Source organism: Thiobacillus thiophilus (genome assembly GCF_055378705.1).
On the sequence record NZ_AP042404.1, the window covers coordinates 1,687,014 to 1,704,808 of the forward strand.

A 17,795-nucleotide genomic window follows, 5' to 3' on the forward strand; every position below is an offset into this window, starting at 1 on the left:
CGTTGCAGGCCCCGGCCTGCCGCCTCCTCGCTTCGCGGCAGCCACCCGCCCAGACGCACCATCGGGCGCGTCCAACTGCGGTTTCTAGGATGAACCTGCAACTCACCGAAGATGGCAGGCTGCGCCACCTGCTCACCCTCGACGGCTTGCCGCGCGCGATCCTGACGCAGATCCTCGACACCGCAGAATCCTTCATGGACGTCGGCGAGCGTGAGGTGAAAAAGGTCCCGCTGCTGCGCGGCAAGTCGATCTTCAACCTGTTTTTCGAGCCGTCGACGCGCACCCGCACCACCTTCGAGATCGCCGCCAAGCGGCTGTCCGCCGACGTCGTCAACCTCAATATCGCCACCTCCAGCCAGACCAAGGGCGAGGCGATCCTCGACACCGTCGACAACCTCGCCGCGATGCACGCCGACATGTTCATCGTGCGCCACGGACAGTCGGGAGCGGCGCACTTCATCGCACACCACGTGGCGCCCCACATCTCGGTGGTCAACGCCGGCGACGGCCGCCACGCGCATCCGACGCAGGGCCTGCTCGACATGTTCACCATCCGCCGCTTCAAGGGCGAGTTCCACAATCTCACCGTGGCCATCGTCGGCGACGTGCTGCATTCGCGGGTGGCACGCTCGCAGATCCACGCGCTGACCACGCTCGGGGTGCCGGAGGTGCGCGTGATCGGACCGAAAACGCTGCTCCCCAGCGGGGTCGAAAAGATGGGCGTCAGGGTGTTCCACGACATGGAAGCCGGGCTTGCCGGCTGCGACGTGGTCATCATGCTGCGCCTGCAAAGCGAGCGCATGAAGGGCGCGCGGCTACCGTCCTCGCAGGAATACTTCAAGTTCTTCGGCCTGACGCCGGAAAAGCTCGCGCTCGCCAAACCGGATGCCATTGTCATGCACCCTGGCCCGATGAACCGCGGCGTGGAAATCGCCTCCGAAGTGGCTGACGGCCCACAGTCGGTGATCCTGCCGCAGGTGACCTACGGCATTGCGGTGCGGATGGCGGTGATGGCGATGCTGGCGGGAACGACAACATGAAAATTTCACCACCGAGACGCAGAGACACGGAGAACTCCGATAAAACAATGAACCACCGTGGACAAAACCGGAACCTTTGCCGTTTTTCTCTGTGTCCCAAGGGATACCGCCCCTGCGCGGCATATCTCAGTGTCTCTGTGGTTCATCCAGGGTTCGTTTCATGAAAATCCATATCAAAAACGGCCGCGTGATCGACCCGATGAACGCGCGCGACGAAGTCGCCGACGTGTTCGTGGCGGCGGGCAAGATCGTCGGCAACGGCCACGTGCCCGCCGATTTCCACGCCAACCGCACCCTCGATGCAACCGGCCTCGTCGTCTGTCCCGGCCTGGTCGACCTGTCGGTGCGGCTGCGCGAACCCGGCTTCGAGTACCGCGCCACGCTGGAGTCCGAAATGCTCGCCGCCGCAGCCGGTGGCATCACCTCTCTGGCCTGCCCGCCCGATACCGACCCGCCGCTGGACGAGCCGGGTCTGGTCGAAATGCTGAAATTTCGTGCCAAAAACCTGCCCGGCCCGCGCGTCTATCCGATCGGTGCGATGACGCAGAAGCTCGAAGGCAAAATGCTGACCGAAATGGCCGAACTGACCGAGGCGGGCTGCCGCGCCTTCACCCAGGCCGATGCCCAGCCGACCAGCAGCCTGGTGTTGCTGCGTGCGATGGAATACGCCTCCACCTTCGGCTTCAGCCTGTGGCTGCGGCCGCAGGATGCATCGCTGGCGCACGGCGGCATCGCGCACGACGGCGCCGTCGCCTCGCGCCTCGGCCTGCCCGGCATTCCGGCGCTGGCCGAGACGGTGGCGCTGGCAACCATCCTGCAGCTGGCGCGCGAGACCGGCGCCCGCGTGCATGTGGCGCGCCTGTCGACCTACGAGGGCATTGCGATGGTGCGCACCGCCAAGGCGCAGGGGCTGGCGATCACCTGCGATGTCGCCGCTACCCACGTTCACCTGTCGGAAAACGACCTCATCAGCTTCGACTCGCACCTCCATCTGGTGCCGCCGCTGAGGAGCCTGCGCGACCGCGATGCCATTCGCGAGGCGCTGCGTGACGGTTCCATCGACGCGCTGTGCTCCGACCACACCCCGGTCGACGATGACGTGAAACAAGTTCCGTTCGGCGAATCGGCGCCCGGCGCCTCCGGGGTCGAACTGCTGCTGCCGCTGACCCTGAAATGGGCGCGCGAGATGGGCGTGCCGCTGCTGCGGGCGATCGACCTGATTTCGTGGAAGCCGGCGCAGATCCTGGGCGTGCCGGGCGGCAACCTGTCGGTCGGCAGCTGCGCCGATATATGCATTTTTGACGAAAATGCCGAATGGGTCGTCACCCCCAAAACGCTGGCCAGCCAGGGCAACAACACGCCCTTCCGCAACCTGCCGATGCAGGGCCGGGTGTGCTACACGCTGATCGACGGCCACATCGACTTCGAAGCCCCGCATTGAGCCCCGCATTGCCATCCATGGCGGGCAAGCTGCCAGCCATGCGTTATCTGCCCGTTCCAATGCTGCCGATCAGCCTGGGCGCCGGCGTGCTGGCGGTCGCCGGCTTCGCCCCCTTCAATTTCTGGCCCTTGCCGGTGTTGAGCCTGGCGGCGCTGTTCGCGCTGCTGGCGCGCACCGCCTCGATACGCACCGGCTTTATCGTCGGCCTGACCTGGGGACTCGGCTTCTTTATTACCGGGGTGAGCTGGGTGTTTGTCAGCCTGTCGGTGTATGGCGGCATGGCGGCGTGGCAGGCAGCGCTTGCAACCTTCCTGTTCTGCGCCGTGCTGGCGCTGTTTCCGGCCGCGGCTGGTGCGCTGCAGGCGCGCTGGCCAGCCTCGCCTGCATTGCGTCTACTGCTGTTGATGCCGCTTGCGTGGGGGGTGACGGAGTGGGTGCGCGGCTGGCTTTTCACCGGCTTCCCGTGGCTGGTGGCGGGCTATTCGCAGGTACCTGCGAGTCCGCTGGCCGGTTATGCGCCGCTGGTCGGCGTGTATGGCGTGTCGTTCCTGCTGGCGCAGATCGCAGCCCTGCTGGCATGGAGCGTGACGACGCGCGGCCGGCTGGCACAGCGCGCCTGGGCCGTGGTGGCGATCGTGGCGCTGGGGGTCGGCGGCCAGGCCCTGCGCGGCGTCGCCTGGACGACGCCGGACGGCGCGCCGACAACGGTCGCGCTGCTGCAGGGCAACATCCCGCAGGACCTGAAATGGCAGCTGGAAAAGGCCCAGGCCACGCTGGAAAGCTATGCACGCATGGCCACGGCCTCGCCCGCGCAACTGATCGTGCTGCCGGAAACCGCGCTGCCGCTGTTCGAAGCCGATCTCCCCGATTCCTATCGCGCCGGCCTGGCGTCGCTCGGCCGGAAAAACGGCGGCGATGTGCTGACCGGGGTGCCGACCGGGTCGCTCGCAGGCGCCTACTACAACAGCGTCATCAGCCTCGGGGCTGCGCCCAGCCAGCGTTACCACAAGGTGCATTTGGTGCCGTTCGGCGAATACATTCCGCTAAGGGCGGTGTGGGGCTGGGTGATCGAAGTATTGCACATCCCGCTGACGGATTTTGCGCGCGGCGCCGTCGACCAGCGTCCGCTCGCCATCGGCGGCCAGCGGGTGGCGGCCAATGTCTGTTACGAGGATGCCTTCGGCGAGGAAATCATCCGCCAGCTGCCCGCGGCGAGCGTGCTGGTGAACGTCAGCAATCTGGCGTGGTTCGGCGATTCGTTCGCGCCCTGGCAGCACGCGCAGATGTCGCAGATGCGCGCACTGGAAACCGGGCGCATGATGCTGCGCGCCACCAATACCGGCATCACCGCAATCATCGATGCGCGAGGCCATGTGCTGGCCAGCCTGCCGCCCTTCACCGCAGGTAGCCTGTCCGGAACAATCCAGGGCTATGCCGGCAGCACGCCCTATGTGCGCTGGGGCAATGCGCCGGTGCTGGCGCTGTGGGGGGTGCTCGGGGCCGGCCTGCTGGTGGCTGCGCTCAGGCGACGGCCCTGACCCGTGTGGCGTTGCGGCCGCCGCGCTTGGCTTCCAGCAAGGCAGCATCGGCGCGCGCCAGCGCCTCGTTTTCGCCCTTGTCGTCGCGGCTGTATTCGGACAGCCCGCCGCTCCACGACAGCTTCTGCGTCACCCCGGGAATCAGCTCCACGCTTTCCGGCATTTTGGCGCGCAGGCGCTCGGCGAGTTCTTGCGCCCGTTCCAGCGGGGTAAAGGGGAACAGCACGCAAAATTCGTCGCCGCCCAGGCGGGCGATGAAGTCGCTGTTGCGCAGGCAGGCCTTCAGCGCCTCGCCGAACTTGATGATGAGCTGATCGCCGGCTTCGTGGCCGAAGGTGTCGTTGACCTGCTTGAAATTGTCGATGTCGAGAATCAGCAAACTATGCGACCAGCCGTCTTTCAGACTGGCGAACAGCTCCTTTTGCTTTTCATCGAAACTGCGGCGGTTGTTGACCTGCGACAAATGATCCATCCGCGCCTGCGAGGTGGCCTCCTTCTGCCGCCCCAGCATCACCTTACCGAGTTTCAGCATGGTTTCAAGCGGCGGCTTGAACTCCGCCAGGCTGACCGGATACTCGGCGCGCAGTCGCTGCTGGCGCAGGTCGTTGGTGAGTTTCACCAGCATGCGCAGGCTGTCGGTCACCCGGTTGCGCACCGACAGCATGATCCCCATCACCAGAATCGCGATCGCCAGACTCGCCACCAGCCAGCCCATCGCATAGGGCGCGATGTTCTCGATCGCGGGCTTGTCGTGACGCCACACCGCTATCGTCCACGGCGTGCCCGCCAGCGCAATCAGGGTGGGATGGACATTGCGCTTGATGGCCTGGTTGCCGCGCCGCATCAACACGCTGACCGCGCTATCGCCCTGGCTTTGCTGGAGCTCGGCGTAGGCGGCGGCATCCGGCAGCGGCAGTGTGTCGAACAGCGCCTGCAGCTGCGGCACGCTCTGCTCGACAATGACAAATCCCAGCCGCTTGCCTTCGGCATTCACCACCGGATACGACAGCGACAAGCTGAAGGTGGCGGCCGCGCCTGCGCCTTTCTGACCGGACCCGGCAATCAAGCGCCGCGTTTCGCCCGGCAGAAAGCCGGGCAGCAGCTGGTTCTGCCCATCGGTGACGAACAGCACGGTCGCGTCCTGGTTCAAGGCATGTAGATTGGCAGCCTGCGCCTGGCACACCTCCGGCGCGGCGCTGGCGAAACATGCCAGTGTCTGCGGGTGGGCGGCAATCTGCGCCGCGCTGCGCTGCATGGCCTCGGCCAGAAATTCGATCTGGGTGGCCATCACCGGCTTGTCGAGATCTTCCGCCACAGGCTGCACCTGCGGCCGCGACAGGTAAAACACGGACGTGACGAGCCCCGCCAGCACCACCAGGGCTGTGGCCAGGATCAGACCAAACCGCACAATCGATGTATGGGGCATGACGTATACGCCAGAAAGCCTCTTGTATTTATTGTCTCCGCAATGGCCGGCTCCCGATTCCCGCCCGAAAAGCCCGCCGCATAACGCTGTACTCAGCAAATTCCATGCCCCAATGTGACCGCACCCGGCAGGCGGTGCCTGTCGGGTGCGTTGCTCATCCCTGGATAAGCGAAGCTGTCATTACTGGCGGCCGGTGCTGCCGAAGCCTCCCTCGCCGCGCCGGCTTGCTTCAAAATCATCCACCACATTGAATTCGGCCTGCACCACCGGCACGACGACGAGCTGCGCCAGACGCTCCATCGGCGCGAGCTCGAATGTCTGCTGGCCGCGGTTCCAGGCGGAAACCATGAGCTGGCCCTGGTAATCCGAATCGATCAGCCCGACCAGATTGCCCAGCACGATGCCGTGCTTGTGGCCAAGACCGGAGCGCGGCAGGATCAGCGCCGCGTAGCCGGGGTCGGCCAGGTGGATGGCCAGCCCGGTCGGAATCAGCCGGGTTTCGCCCGGCACCAGCGTGATGGGCGCGTCAATACAGGCGCGCAGATCGAGTCCGGCGGCGCCCGGCGTGGCGTAATGCGGCAGCTGATCGCGCAGACGGGCGTCGAGAATCTTTACATCCATCTTCATTTTCGTCGGGATCTCGTCAATTCAGCAAATTTACAAGGTGGCTTATCAGATGGCGTGCCTGGACCAGCTTGTCGGCGCGTGGCAGCCGGTGCTCTCCCCGGTCGTCGAACAGCACCAGCTCGGCCGTATCCTGGCCGAGGGTGTCCTGCGCCAGATTGCCGACCAGCAGCGGTAGTTTCTTTTTCCGACGCTTGGCCTCGGCATGCTCGGCGAGTTGCCCGGTTTCCGCGGCGAAGCCCACGCAAAACGGCGCATCGGGCAAGGCCGCGACCTCGGCCAGGATGTCGGGGGTGGCGACAAGTTGCAGCGTAAGCCCCGCAGCGCTTTTTTTGAGCTTCTGCGCCGCTGCGGCATCCACCCGGTAATCGGCCACCGCCGCCACCGCGATGAACACGTCGGCGGGCAACGCCGCCAGCACCGCGCGGCGCATGTCGGCCGCGCTTTGAACGTCGATGCGGGTCACGCCCGCAGGGGATGCGAGACAGGTCGGCCCCGACACCAGGCACACCGTGGCGCCCGCCTCGGTCGCCGCCTGCGCCACCGCATAGCCCATCTTGCCGGAGCTCAGGTTGGTCAGCCCGCGCACCGGGTCGATCGGCTCGTAGGTGGGCCCGGCGGTGATCACGACCCGCTTGCCCGCCAGCGGACCGGCGTCCAAGAGGGCGGGCAGGGCCGCCAGCAGGTCGGCCGGTTCCAGCATCCGCCCGAGGCCGGTTTCGCCGCACGCCTGTTCGCCTGTGGCGGGCCCCAGCAGGCTCACGCCGTCGGCACGCAGTTGTTCGAGATTGCGCCGGGTCGGCGCGGCCGCCCACATTTCACGGTTCATCGCCGGCGCGACGGCGAGTGGGCAGGCGCGCGCGAGGCACAGGGCCGACAGCAGGTCGTCGGCCCGTCCGTGCGTGAGCCTGGCCAGAAAATCTGCCGAAGCTGGCGCCACCAGCAGCAGGTCGGCACCGCGCGAAAGATGGATATGTTCCATGCCGTCGCCGCTGGCGGCCTCCCACAAGGAGGTCGGCACCGGTTTGCCGGACAGGGCCTGAAAGGTCAGCGGGGTGACGAACTGCTGCGCCGCAGCGGTCATCACCACCCGCACGTCGGCGCCGGCCCTGATCAACAGGCGACACAGTTCCGCCGCCTTGTAGGCGGCGATCCCGCCGGTCACCCCCAGTATGATTTTTTTGTTTGCAAGCGACACGGCTTCGATTCCCTGCGCACTTTCCATGCTTTCCATGAATAATGGCCGCATTCTACAGGGAGACAGGCATGGCGATCCGCGACTGGCCGGAAGACGCGCGTCCGCGCGAGAAGCTGCTGAAGCAGGGGGCAGCCGTGCTGAACGACGCCGAACTGGTCGCCGTCTTCCTGCGCACCGGCATGGTCGGCAAAAGTGCGGTGGACCTGGGGCGCGAACTGATCGAGCGCTTTGGCGGCCTGGGTGGCCTGTGCCGTGCCGACAAAAAATCGGCCTGCGCGGCGCCCGGCGTCGGCGAGGCCAAATTCGCGCTGTTGCAGGCGGTGATGGAAATGGCCCGGCGCACCCTGGCCGAGGACATGCAGGCGGGCGACGCGCTGACTTCCCCCACCGCCGTGCGCGACTACCTGCGGCTGATTCTGCGCGGCAAGGAATACGAAGTGTTCTGCTGCGTGTTCCTCGACGCGCAGAACCGGGTGATCGCGGTGGAAGAACTGTTCCGCGGCACGCTGACGCAAACCAGCGTCTACCCGCGCGAGATCATCAAGCGCGCGCTGGCGCACAATGCGGCCGCGCTGATCCTGGCGCACAACCATCCGAGCGGCGTGGCCGAGCCCAGCCAGGCCGACCGCACCCTCACCCGCCGTTTGGCGGATGCGCTGGCGCTGGTGGACGTGCGCGTGCTCGACCATTTCATCGTCGCAGGCGCGTCCTCACTGTCGTTCATGGAGTCCGGCCAACTCTGAATTGCCGCCGAACTTGCCTCACGTTTGCAAGCTGTGATATAAATCGCGGTTCTCGGGTTGGGCCCCATTGTTAACCCGGCAAGATAACCCGCATTGTTAACCCTCAATTTTGGAGCAGCGTCATGGCTCGCGTATGTGTCGTTACGGGCAAGAAGCCCATGGTCGGAAACAGCGTTTCCCACGCCAACAATAGAACCAAGCGTCGTTTTCTGCCCAACCTGCAATATCGCCGGTTCTGGGTCGAGAGCGAGAACCGCTGGATCCGTCTGCGTTTGTCCACGGCCGCCCTGCGCACCATCGACAAGAACGGCATCGACGCCATTCTGGTTGACCTGCGCGCCCGTGGCGTAGCCGTTTAAGGAGAACCCTCAATGGCCAAGGGCGGACGCGAAAAAATCAAGCTGGAGTCCACTGCGGGCACCGGCCACTTCTACACCACCACCAAGAACAAAAAGACCATGCCCGAGAAAATGGAGATCAGCAAGTTCGATCCCAAGGCTCGCAAGCATGTGATGTACAAGGAAACCAAGCTGAAATAAGCTGGATTTCCCAATAAAAAACCCGCCGAATCGGCGGGTTTTTTATTGGGCGCAAGCCGCGTCAAACCGTCATGCGTATCTGCGCAGGCGTACCGAAAATTCCTGCAGCGACTGGATGCCGCTGCCCTCGGCGCGGCGGCACCAGGCCTGCAACTGCTCCAGCAACTGCTCGCGGCTGGCGGTGGAGCGGCTCCAGATGGCGGCCAGTTCCTGGCGCATCCGGTAAACGGTTTGCAGGCGCTCGCTCTTGCCCAGCAGGGTGTCGAGTTCGATCTTGTCGGCGGCGGCAAGCTGGGTGGGCTCCTTGTGCAGCCAGCGGCGGAAGCGGTCGAAGGTCCAGCTCTGCGACAGATTCGCACCCGCCTTCAGCCTGGCGATCTCGGCCATGCTGTCCACGCGCACGCTTTTCACGAAGCGCGCCATCACATCGTAGCGATGGGTGATGACGGCCTGCAGCGTGTCGAAGTCGCACAGCGGCTTGGCGGGCTGCCATTTCACCGTCGGCGCCAGCTTGCGCACGGTGGCCAGACCGACATAGGACATCAGCTTGATGTAGAGCCAGCCGATGTCGAACTCGTACCACTTGTTCGACAGTCGCGCCGAGGTGCCGTACGCATGGTGGTTGTTGTGCAGTTCTTCGCCGCCGATCAGGATGCCCCACGGCAGGATGTTGGTGCTGGCATCCTCGCTGGCGAAGTTGCGGTAGCCCCAGTAATGGCCGATGCCGTTGATGACGCCGGCGGCGGTAACCGGAATCCAGGCCATTTGCACCGCCCAGATAGTCAGGCCGATGGGGCCGAACAGGGCGAGGTTGATTGCCATCATGAGCCAGACACCTGCAGCCGAGTGGCGGCTGTAGACGTTGTGCTCGATCCAGTCGTCGGGCGTGCCGTGGCCGTATTTTTCCAGCGTCGCGACCACCTTGGCCTCGGCGCGATACAACTCGGAGCCCTCCCAGAAAACTTTTTTGATGCCGCGCGTCTGCGGGCTATGCGGGTCTTCGGATGTTTCGCATTTGGCGTGGTGCTTGCGGTGGATGGCAACCCACTCCTTGGTGACCATGCCAGAGGTGAGCCATAGCCAGAAACGGAAGAAGTGGCTGACGACGGGGTGCAGGTCGACGGCGCGATGCGCCTGCGAACGGTGCAGGAAGATGGTGACGGCGGCGATGGTGATGTGGGTCAGGCCGAGGGCCACCAGCGCATATCCCCACCAGGGAAGATCGATCAAGCCGGGTTGCATCATTCAGGTTCCATCATTATTAAGGGCGAACGCGTTCCCCAATGTACAAACAAAGCCTTTAAAAACCAAGGATTGTTTGCACGTGGGTGGGCGTTGGTGCGCACGATGCGCAGTTCCCTGAAATCGCTCCAACCGGTCCAGGTGATGTCGGCGAGCAAACCTCAGCGCGAGTCGAGCTTGTGGAACAGCGAAAGCGAAGTCGAATCCGGCAGGGTAACCGGGCCGTTGAGCGTGGCAGCCGTGCTGAGGCCGACATCGCCGGCCAGCGCCGTAGGGTGCACTCCGTGCGCCCTACGGCGCTGGCCAATATCAATAAATAACGATGAAAGAGCCTTGAATTATGAACGCGCGAAATCCGCATACATCGCCTCAACCGCCGCGCGGTAGCGGTCGGACACCTGCCGGCGTTTGACCTTGAGCGTGGGCGTCAGCAGACCGTCGTCCACCGTCCACGGCTTGAGTTCGGGATGCAGGCGGCGGATCTGGGCATAGCCCGGAAAGTGCTTGAGATGATCGGCCACGCGCCGGGTCAGCGCCTTCACCACCCTGGGGTCGCGCAATGCCGCGGAATGCCCGTGGTCGACATCGAGGCTGGCGGCAAAGGCCGGCCAGTGTTCCTTGTTCAACACGGTCAGCGCGGCCAGGTAGGGCCTGCCTTCGCCGACGACCATCACCTGCTCGAACAGGGGGTCGAGCAGGATGGCGGATTCCATGTCGGTGGGCGACACTTTCTCGCCGTTGTTCAGCACGATGATGTCCTTGATGCGGCCGACGATCGCGTAATGGCCGCTGGTATCCCGGTGTGCCTTGTCGCCGCTGTGCAGCCAGCCCTCGGCATCGATCATGGCACGGGTGGCCGCCTCGTCTTTCCAGTAGCCGCGCATTACGCAGCGGCTGCGCGTAAGCAGTTCGTCGTGGTCGCCGATCTTCACCTCGACGCCGGGCAGCGGCAGGCCGATGCCGGCGGGCACGTTGGAATCCAGGCGATTGACGCAGACCACCGGGCCGGTTTCGGTGAGGCCGTAGCCCTGATAGATCGGCACACCGAGGCCGATGAAAACGCGTGCGATCTCGGGCGACAGCGCGGCGCCACCGGAAATCGCCAGCTTTAGCCGGCCGCCCAGCTTTTCCGTGACCTTGCCCGCCACCAGCGTGTCGAGCAGCGGCCACAGCAGCAGTTCGGGGTGCCAGGTTGCCCGCCCCTGGCTACGCTCGAAGCGCCGCCAACCGACCTGCACCGCCAGCTTGAACAGCCGTTGGGCTAGCGGGCCCTTCTTCGCCAGGCCGTCGAGGATTCGCCCGTACGTCCGCTCGTAGATGCGCGGCACCGAGATCAGCACGGTGGGGCGAATGGTCTGCAGATCCTGCGCCAACTGGGCGATGGCTCGCGCATAGGCGACCTCGGCGCCGAGCAGCATCGGCAGGTAATCGCCGGCGGTGCGCTCCAGCGTGTGCGACAACGGCAAAAAGGACAGGAACACTGCATGCGGCCCGAAGTCTGCACATTGCGAGGCGTAGAACGCGTTCCACAGCAGGTTCTCGTGGGTCAGCATCACGCCCTTGGGCCGCCCGGTGGTACCCGAGGTATAGACGATGCTGGCCAGCAGGTCGGCCGAGAGGTGGCGCTCCGGGACCGGCGTGCCGGCGGCAGCCGCCAGCCAGTCGGATGCCACCACGAAACGCGGGCTCCAGTCCGCCAGTCCGTTTTCCGGCGCGACCAGGCTGACGATGCGCTGCAGGCTGTGGGCCGAGCCGGCGATTTCGGCCAGATTCCTATGCTGAAACCTGCCTTCGACCAGCAGCAGTCTGGCGTCAGCGTGATCGAGGATATAGGCCGCGCTGTCCGGGCGGTCGTCGAGATACAGCGGAACCGTGACCAGCCCCAGCGCCAGCGCGGCCTGGTCGAAAATCACCCACTCGACGCAGTTCTTCAGCATCACCGCCACGCGGTCGCCGGGAGCCAGGTCTTCCTTCGCCAGCGCAGCCTGCCAGCGCGCCACCTCGGCCGCCACCTCGGCCCAGGTGAAACCCACCCAGGCGTCACGCGCCGCGTCGAACTGGCGGTAGGCAACCCGGTCCGGCGTCGCGGCGACGCGCGCGCGGAACAGACCGCACAAGGTGCCCAGGGCATCTGGATCAAGAGGTGCAGCCATCATGTCAGACCATCGTTCCTGCCGGGAAAACACCGCATTGAAAACACCCCCTCTATTGAATCGGCGCCAGCGCCAGCTTGACCAGGACGGCGGCGAAAAAGCCATCGGTGCCGTGCACGGCGGGTGACAGCCTGAGCATGGCGCCGGTATCGAGGTCGATCTTGTTCTGCGCCAGTAGTTCGTTGACCGGCAGCAGGGTGAAGCCGCCTTCGGCCAGCAGCGCCTCGACGATTGCTTCGTTTTCCTCCGGCAGCAGGCTGCAGGTGGCATACACCAGCCGGCCGCCGGGCTTCAGCAGTTTCGCGGCGGCGCGCAGGATCGATGCCTGTTTCTGCGCCAGCGCCGCCACGCTCTCCGGCGACTGGCGGAACTTCAGGTCGGGGTTGCGGCGTAAGGTGCCCAGCCCGGAACACGGCGCATCGACCAGCACGCGGTCGAGCTTGCCCGCCAGCCGCTTCACCCGGGTGTCGTTTTCGGAAGCGATCGGCTGCGGCATCACGTTGGACAGACCCGAGCGCGCCAGCCGCGGCTTCAGCTTGGCGAGCCTTTTTTCCGCGACATCGAATGCGTACAGGCGCCCGCTCGACGCCATCATCGCGCCGATGGCGAGCGTCTTGCCGCCGGCGCCGGCGCAAAAGTCGCACACCATTTCGCCGCGGCGCGCGCCCAGCAGCAGCGCCAGCAGCTGGCTGCCGTCGTCCTGTACTTCCAGGCTGCCATCGAGAAACAGCGGATGGCGGTTGATCGCCGGATGCTCCTTGAAGCGGATACCCCACGGCGAATACGGCGTCGGCTCGACCGCCAGCCCTTCCTCGCGCAACCGCGCCAGCACGGTGTCGCGGTCCGCCTTGTACGCGTTCACCCGCACGTCCATCGGCGCGGGCAGCTGCAGGGCGCGACCGAGCACGAGGATGTCGGCGTCGCTCATCACTGGCTGCAGTTTTTCGATCACCCATTCAGGCAGCTCGGCCGCCACGGCAAGCGGCAGGTCGTCCGTCCTGGCGTCGCGGATGTGCTGCACCAGTTCGGGCTTGGCGAATTGCTCCAGCGTTGCGCCGCTCATGCCGCGCGCCTTGATCAGCCAGGCGACGATCAGGGTGCGCGGATTGGCCGCCGGCACCACCACCGACAGATAGCGATAGCGGCGCAGCACGCCGAACACGGCCTCGGCCACGAACGCACGCTCGCGCGGGCCGAGCTTTTTATGGTCGCGGAAAAACGCCGACAGCTCGGAGTCGGCCGGACGCTTGAAGTCCAGCACCCGGTCGAGCGCCTGGGTGGCAAGTTGCAATAGGGGCGGGGTCAGTTCCATCGACGGGGGGCCGGCAGGTTGGCAGGCGGCAGGGATCGTTCTACCGGAAAGGTCATTCGTCTTCGCCGAGCTCGGGATCCCAGCCTTTTTCACGCGCACGCGCCACAGCCATCTTGTAGAGGACTTCATGGCGCTCGCGCAGTTCAATCGGAAGGCGGCTCGGCAGGTTGCCGTATTTGTCCCACTCGGCTTCGATCTTATCGGTCAGCACCTGCATTTGCCCCAGTTGCCAGCCGGCGCAGTCCTCGGTTTCGGGAATGAAGCCAAACAGCCAGCCGTCGAGGACGACGCGCGCCAGCATGGTGACACCGTGCTTGTCGTGATAAAACCCGGCATAGGTCATTGGCTTGTTCATGGCTGCGAGTCTCGGTCGTGCGGGGTTTCGTCGTAGGGAAAGCGTATGTGGCCATAGCGGATCACCAGCACCGCGACGGCCAGCAACAGCACCGAAGCGGTAATGCCCAGCATGCGCCAGTCGTCGAGGCTTTTCATGTCAAGCACCAGATAGCGGGCCAAAGCCACAATCGCGATGTAGATGGGGAAACGCACCGGCAACTGTCCGGAGCGGAAGTACACCCCCACCATGGCTAGGATTTCAAGGTAGAGGAACAGCAGCAACAGGTCGGCCAGCGTCACCGTCCCGGCATCGACCATGGTCTTCACTTCGAACGCGCCAGCCACCAAGGTGGCCAGCGTGATAATAACGAGGCCGACGGCCTCGAATACGCCTAGCACATTGAGTGCCAGACGCGAGAGTTTGCGGTCTTTGGCGGGGTTCATGGCAGCGTCGAGCGAATGAGGCGCAAGGATACCATCAAGCGCCGATGACGAGCGGGCGAATCAGGCTCAGCGACAGCCCGCTTCTCGAATCAGCTGCCGCGCACCATTGCCATGATCCGGGCGGCGTCGAGGGTGCTCGCCTGCTGCTGGATCTGCGGCAGGTATTGCGTCTGCATCTGCCTGGCCGGGCCGAGCAGACTCTGGAACGTGTCTTTAAGCATCGCCGTATTCATCACGCGGCCGCCGGCGTAATAGCGCTTGGCAAGCTGCCCCAGCGCGTAGGTGGTGGCGAAGGAGAAGGCCATGCCGGTAGCCGCGCCACCGATAGTGCCGAAGGTCTTGCCTGCGGCCTTGCCGAGCAGCCCACCCAGCAGTTTGCGACCGAACTGTTCGAGGTATTGCGAGGTGAGGCCGACCCCGGCGGCGGCAATGAATTCCTTGATGTGGCCCTGGTCGAGTTCAACGCCGTGGGCACGGCCGATGCCATAGACCATCTTGATCTGCAGCGGAATGATGGCCATGGATGCCCACGACTGCGGCAGCAGTTCCAGCGCGCCATTCATCAGGGCGTAGTTGAGGATGGACTTGTCCAGTTCCGCCTCGGACACGTTCGGCTGTGCCGCCACCACCGCACCCGCAAGGGGCACGCCGGATTCGTAAGGCGGCATAGCCGCCAACGACTCCGCTGGGCCGGGCGCGGCAACGGCGGCGGGCGCGGCGGCCTCGCTGAGATCGACGATGGCGTCGGCCTCGCGCTCGAAGGTGGCGGCCTGTCCCGCATCCAGCTTCAGCAGGACCTTCAGCTCATCCAGAAAGTGCTGCTCGGCCTTGCTCTGGCGGCCGTCCGCGTCGCACACGCAGACCGCCATTTCATACGCCAGCTGGCGCTCGCCGGGGTCTTGCAACGCGGCGGTGGCGGTCCCCAGACTGATGCGCTTGAGCAGTACGTCCTGATAAAGACGCACGAGATCGGGCGCACCCGCTTCGCCACCCAGGGACTCGGCGATGCGACGGATTTCCTCGCGCTCACGGTCATGCTTGGCGCCGTCGGCGAAGGCGGCGTAGAGGGCAATGGCAAGGATGGATTTCTGCTGTTCGGGGTTCATTGCGGGTTCTCCCATTTAATCTGGAATTCGATCTCTTCCGACTCGCCTTCGCGTTCGTGCTCGATATTGCAGACCGCCCGCACAGGGACTGAGATCCTTTCGCCCGCGATCTGGATTTCAAAGCGTTCGCCCTGTTCGAGCGCATCGGCCAGGCGCCGCAACTTCGCTATGAACTCCGGCAGGGGATAGCTTTTCTCCACGTCGCATTCAGGTTTTCTGTTCATGTTTGCTGTCCTTCCCTTCGGTTAACTAGAGGCGGCGGCGGTGTCGGTCATCGCAGGAATTATTTTTCGTTTGTGGCGGGCTGTTGCGACAGCAGCGTCTTCAGTTCGCGGATATCTTCACGCATGGCCCGCACTTCGGCATGCAGATCGTCTTCGATGTGCTCGCGGGCCTGTTCGACCGCCGCAACCGTCTCCTGCTGCTCCTTCTCGCTGAAGGTCTGCATGGCGTTGACGATGATGGCGATGAACAGGTTGAGCATGGTGAAGGTCGCCACCAGGATGAAGGGCACGAAGAAGGCCCAGGCATAGGGGAAGTTTTCCATCACCGGACGGGCGATGCCCATCGACCAGCTTTCCAGGGTCATGATCTGAAACAGGGTATAGAACGAGCGGCCGAGGTGGCCGAACCATTCCGGGTAGTCGGCGGCAAACAGATTGGTGGCGATCACCGCGAACACGTAATAGACAACCAGCAACATCAGACCGATGGACAACAGCCCCGGCACCGCGCCCAGCAATGCGCCCACCACCCGCCGCATCGACGGCACCATGGTCAGCAGCCGTAGCACGCGCAATACCCGCAGCGCCCGTAGTACGGCAAGCTGACCGGTGGCGGGGAACAGTGCGATCGCGACGACGACGAAATCGAACACGCTCCAGGGATCACGCCAGAAAGCCCGCCGATGGACGTACAGTCGCAGCGCGATCTCCACCACGAACACCGCCAGGATCGCCCGATCCACGGCGAGGATCAGCCCGCCCGCCACCGTCATCGCGACGGGCCAGGTCTCCAGGCCGAGCAGCACCGCGTTGATCAGGATCAGGGCGATGATGACGCCCTGCACGTGGCGGTGCTCGATGCAGCCGCGCAGGCGTTCACGCACGTTCGAATGGGCGGGGTGCATGGCAGGCTCCATCATGGCCTGGGGGCTGGCTTGAGCAGGATCGGCGAGAGAAGGGGCAACGCGACAGAATAGGCGATGTCGATCATGGCGATACTCAGTATTCAGTTCTTGACGATGGGGTTGCCCTCACCGATCCAGCGCGTGATGCCATGACGCACGTTATAGACCTGCGTATAGCCCATCGCCATCAGTTCGCGCGCCAGGGCGTCGGTGCGGTTGCCGGTGCGGCAGATCAGAATGACCGGATCGTTTTTGCCCACCTCGGCCGTAAAGCGCGGCAGAAATTCCGGATTGGCCCGCCCACTCGCATCAACGTAGGTCAGGGTGCGGCTGCCTGCCACCACCTGGGTCTGGCGCCATTCTTCCGGCCGGCGAATGTCATACAAAGGCACACCTTGCGCCAGCAGGGCTTTCAGACCGGCGTTATCGACGTTGGTGTAAGGCGGCTCGGCGCATCCGCCGAGCGTGAATGCCAGCAGCAAAGTTCCAAACAGACGCGGCAACATCAGCGTGCCCCCTTGCGCGTGGCGATCAGGCTGGCGACCACGCTCGCTCCGATCAAGACGACGACGATGGCCAGCGAAGCCCCCACCGGCACGTGATGCCACGGCGTGATGAGCATCTTGGTGCCGATGAAGGTGAGCACCATGGCGAGGCCATATTTCAGCAGATGAAAGCGATCCGCCACGTCGGCCAGCAGGAAGTACAGCGCGCGCAGGCCCATGATGGCGAAAATGTTTGAGGTGAACACGATGAAGGGATCGGTGGTGATGGCGAAGATGGCCGGGATCGAATCCACCGCGAACACCAGATCGGTCACTTCGATCAGGATCAGCACCAGGAACAGCGGTGTGACATAGCGCACGCCATCCTTCATCACGCTGAACTTCTCGCCGTGATCGCCGTCGCTGACGCGCAGATGTTTACGCGCAAGCTTGAGCACCGGATTCTGTTCCAGATCAGGCGTCTTTTCCGCCAACACCAGCATGCGTATGCCGGTGACGACCAGGAAGGCGCCGAACGGATAGAGCACCCAGGAATACTCGCGCACCACCCAGGCGCCAGCCAGAATCATGATGGCGCGCAGGACGATGGCGCCCAGCACACCGTAGATCAGAATCCGGCGCTGGAATTCAGGGGCAACGCGGAAGGCGGTGAAAATCAGCAGGAAAACGAACACGTTGTCCACCGACAGCGACTTCTCGATCAGATAGCCGGTGAAGAATTCCAGCGCCTTGCGGTCGGCGGTCTCCGCGCCCACCGTACCGTTCAGATGCCACCACAGACCAGCGTTGAACACGAGCGCCAGGCTGAACCAGGCCAGCGACCAGAGCGCGGCTTCCCTGACGCCGACCTTGTGCACCTTGCGGCCCCCCAGGACAAACAGGTCAAGCGCCAGCATGACCAGCACGAAGGCGATAAAGGCGGCCCACATCCAGGGTTCGCCGATGGAAATCGTATTACTCATGCTCCGACCCAATTCGGTTGTCATTCATTGTGGGGGTCTCAATGCAGGCACTGACG

At 64.5% G+C, this 17,795-nt stretch carries 19 protein-coding genes; 6 read left to right on the top strand and 13 right to left on the bottom strand.

Annotation, left to right across the window (positions count from 1 at the left end):
- Positions 1-89 precede the first annotated feature (89 nt).
- From ACZ41T_RS08240 to lnt, 3 genes are all read left to right on the top strand, one after another.
- Positions 90-1,040, top strand: coding sequence for an aspartate carbamoyltransferase catalytic subunit (locus tag ACZ41T_RS08240; RefSeq protein WP_464920922.1), 951 nt, complete (start codon positions 90-92; stop codon positions 1,038-1,040).
- Positions 1,041-1,200: 160 nt separating this feature from the next.
- Entirely contained in the window at positions 1,201-2,481 is a 1,281-nt protein-coding gene (locus tag ACZ41T_RS08245; RefSeq protein WP_464920923.1) for a dihydroorotase, read from the top strand.
- A gap of 59 nt (positions 2,482-2,540) precedes the next feature.
- Positions 2,541-4,019, top strand: coding sequence for an apolipoprotein N-acyltransferase (lnt, locus tag ACZ41T_RS08250; protein WP_464923945.1), 1,479 nt, complete (start codon positions 2,541-2,543; stop codon positions 4,017-4,019).
- Here the strand turns inward: lnt and ACZ41T_RS08255 are convergent.
- The 3 genes from ACZ41T_RS08255 to coaBC all read right to left on the bottom strand — a co-directional run bounded on the left by ACZ41T_RS08255 (position 4,003) and on the right by coaBC (position 7,294).
- Positions 4,003-5,445, bottom strand: a complete 1,443-nt coding sequence (locus ACZ41T_RS08255) for a GGDEF domain-containing protein (RefSeq protein WP_464920924.1) — start codon at positions 5,443-5,445, stop codon at positions 4,003-4,005. The two genes, lnt and ACZ41T_RS08255, sit on opposite strands and share 17 nt — an antisense overlap.
- Positions 5,446-5,625: 180 nt before the next feature.
- Positions 5,626-6,066, bottom strand: coding sequence for a dUTP diphosphatase (dut, locus tag ACZ41T_RS08260; protein ID WP_464923946.1), 441 nt, complete (start codon positions 6,064-6,066; stop codon positions 5,626-5,628).
- Between the two features lie 22 nt (positions 6,067-6,088).
- Positions 6,089-7,294, bottom strand: a complete 1,206-nt coding sequence (gene coaBC, locus ACZ41T_RS08265; RefSeq protein WP_464923947.1) for a bifunctional phosphopantothenoylcysteine decarboxylase/phosphopantothenate--cysteine ligase CoaBC — start codon at positions 7,292-7,294, stop codon at positions 6,089-6,091.
- Between the two features lie 41 nt (positions 7,295-7,335).
- Between coaBC and radC the strand changes: the two genes are divergently transcribed.
- The 3 genes from radC to rpmG all read left to right on the top strand — a co-directional run bounded on the left by radC (position 7,336) and on the right by rpmG (position 8,549).
- Positions 7,336-8,010, top strand: coding sequence for a RadC family protein (gene radC / locus ACZ41T_RS08270; RefSeq protein ID WP_464920925.1), 675 nt, complete (start codon positions 7,336-7,338; stop codon positions 8,008-8,010).
- 122 nt (positions 8,011-8,132) lie between these two features.
- Positions 8,133-8,369, top strand: coding sequence for a 50S ribosomal protein L28 (gene rpmB / locus ACZ41T_RS08275; protein WP_464920926.1), 237 nt, complete (start codon positions 8,133-8,135; stop codon positions 8,367-8,369).
- Between the two features lie 12 nt (positions 8,370-8,381).
- Positions 8,382-8,549: a 50S ribosomal protein L33 gene (rpmG, locus tag ACZ41T_RS08280; RefSeq protein WP_011313102.1), complete on the top strand. Its 168-nt coding sequence runs from the start codon at positions 8,382-8,384 to the stop codon at positions 8,547-8,549.
- A 69-nt stretch (positions 8,550-8,618) separates the two neighbouring features.
- Here rpmG and ACZ41T_RS08285 read toward each other — a convergent pair whose 3' ends face one another.
- From ACZ41T_RS08285 to ACZ41T_RS08330, 10 genes are all read right to left on the bottom strand, one after another.
- On the bottom strand, positions 8,619-9,791 hold the full coding sequence (locus tag ACZ41T_RS08285; RefSeq protein WP_464923948.1) for a DesA family fatty acid desaturase: 1,173 nt from the start codon (positions 9,789-9,791) through the stop codon (positions 8,619-8,621).
- Positions 9,792-10,129: 338 nt separating this feature from the next.
- Positions 10,130-11,947, bottom strand: a complete 1,818-nt coding sequence (locus tag ACZ41T_RS08290) for an AMP-dependent synthetase/ligase (RefSeq protein ID WP_464920927.1) — start codon at positions 11,945-11,947, stop codon at positions 10,130-10,132.
- Positions 11,948-11,996: 49 nt separating this feature from the next.
- On the bottom strand, positions 11,997-13,256 hold the full coding sequence (locus ACZ41T_RS08295) for an RsmB/NOP family class I SAM-dependent RNA methyltransferase (protein ID WP_464920928.1): 1,260 nt from the start codon (positions 13,254-13,256) through the stop codon (positions 11,997-11,999).
- A 52-nt stretch (positions 13,257-13,308) separates the two neighbouring features.
- Positions 13,309-13,611: a hypothetical protein gene (locus ACZ41T_RS08300; RefSeq protein WP_464920929.1), complete on the bottom strand. Its 303-nt coding sequence runs from the start codon at positions 13,609-13,611 to the stop codon at positions 13,309-13,311.
- Complete coding sequence (locus ACZ41T_RS08305; protein ID WP_464920930.1) at positions 13,608-14,036, bottom strand: phosphate-starvation-inducible protein PsiE; 429 nt, start codon at positions 14,034-14,036, stop codon at positions 13,608-13,610. The genes ACZ41T_RS08300 and ACZ41T_RS08305 overlap by 4 nt, the downstream gene beginning before the upstream one ends.
- An 89-nt stretch (positions 14,037-14,125) precedes the next feature.
- Entirely contained in the window at positions 14,126-15,142 is a 1,017-nt protein-coding gene (locus ACZ41T_RS08310; protein WP_464920931.1) for a YcjF family protein, read from the bottom strand.
- Positions 15,139-15,366: an amphi-Trp domain-containing protein gene (locus tag ACZ41T_RS08315; protein WP_464920932.1), complete on the bottom strand. Its 228-nt coding sequence runs from the start codon at positions 15,364-15,366 to the stop codon at positions 15,139-15,141. Before ACZ41T_RS08315 ends, ACZ41T_RS08310 begins: the two co-directional genes overlap by 4 nt.
- A gap of 59 nt (positions 15,367-15,425) precedes the next feature.
- Positions 15,426-16,271 carry an ion transporter gene (locus ACZ41T_RS08320; protein WP_464920933.1) on the bottom strand — a complete coding sequence of 282 codons (846 nt, stop codon included), beginning with the start codon at positions 16,269-16,271 and terminating at the stop codon, positions 15,426-15,428.
- 101 nt (positions 16,272-16,372) lie between these two features.
- Positions 16,373-16,777, bottom strand: coding sequence for a rhodanese-like domain-containing protein (locus ACZ41T_RS08325; RefSeq protein ID WP_464920934.1), 405 nt, complete (start codon positions 16,775-16,777; stop codon positions 16,373-16,375).
- Positions 16,777-17,739: a TerC family protein gene (locus ACZ41T_RS08330; protein WP_464920935.1), complete on the bottom strand. Its 963-nt coding sequence runs from the start codon at positions 17,737-17,739 to the stop codon at positions 16,777-16,779. Before ACZ41T_RS08330 ends, ACZ41T_RS08325 begins: the two co-directional genes overlap by 1 nt.
- Positions 17,740-17,795: the final 56 nt, after the last annotated feature.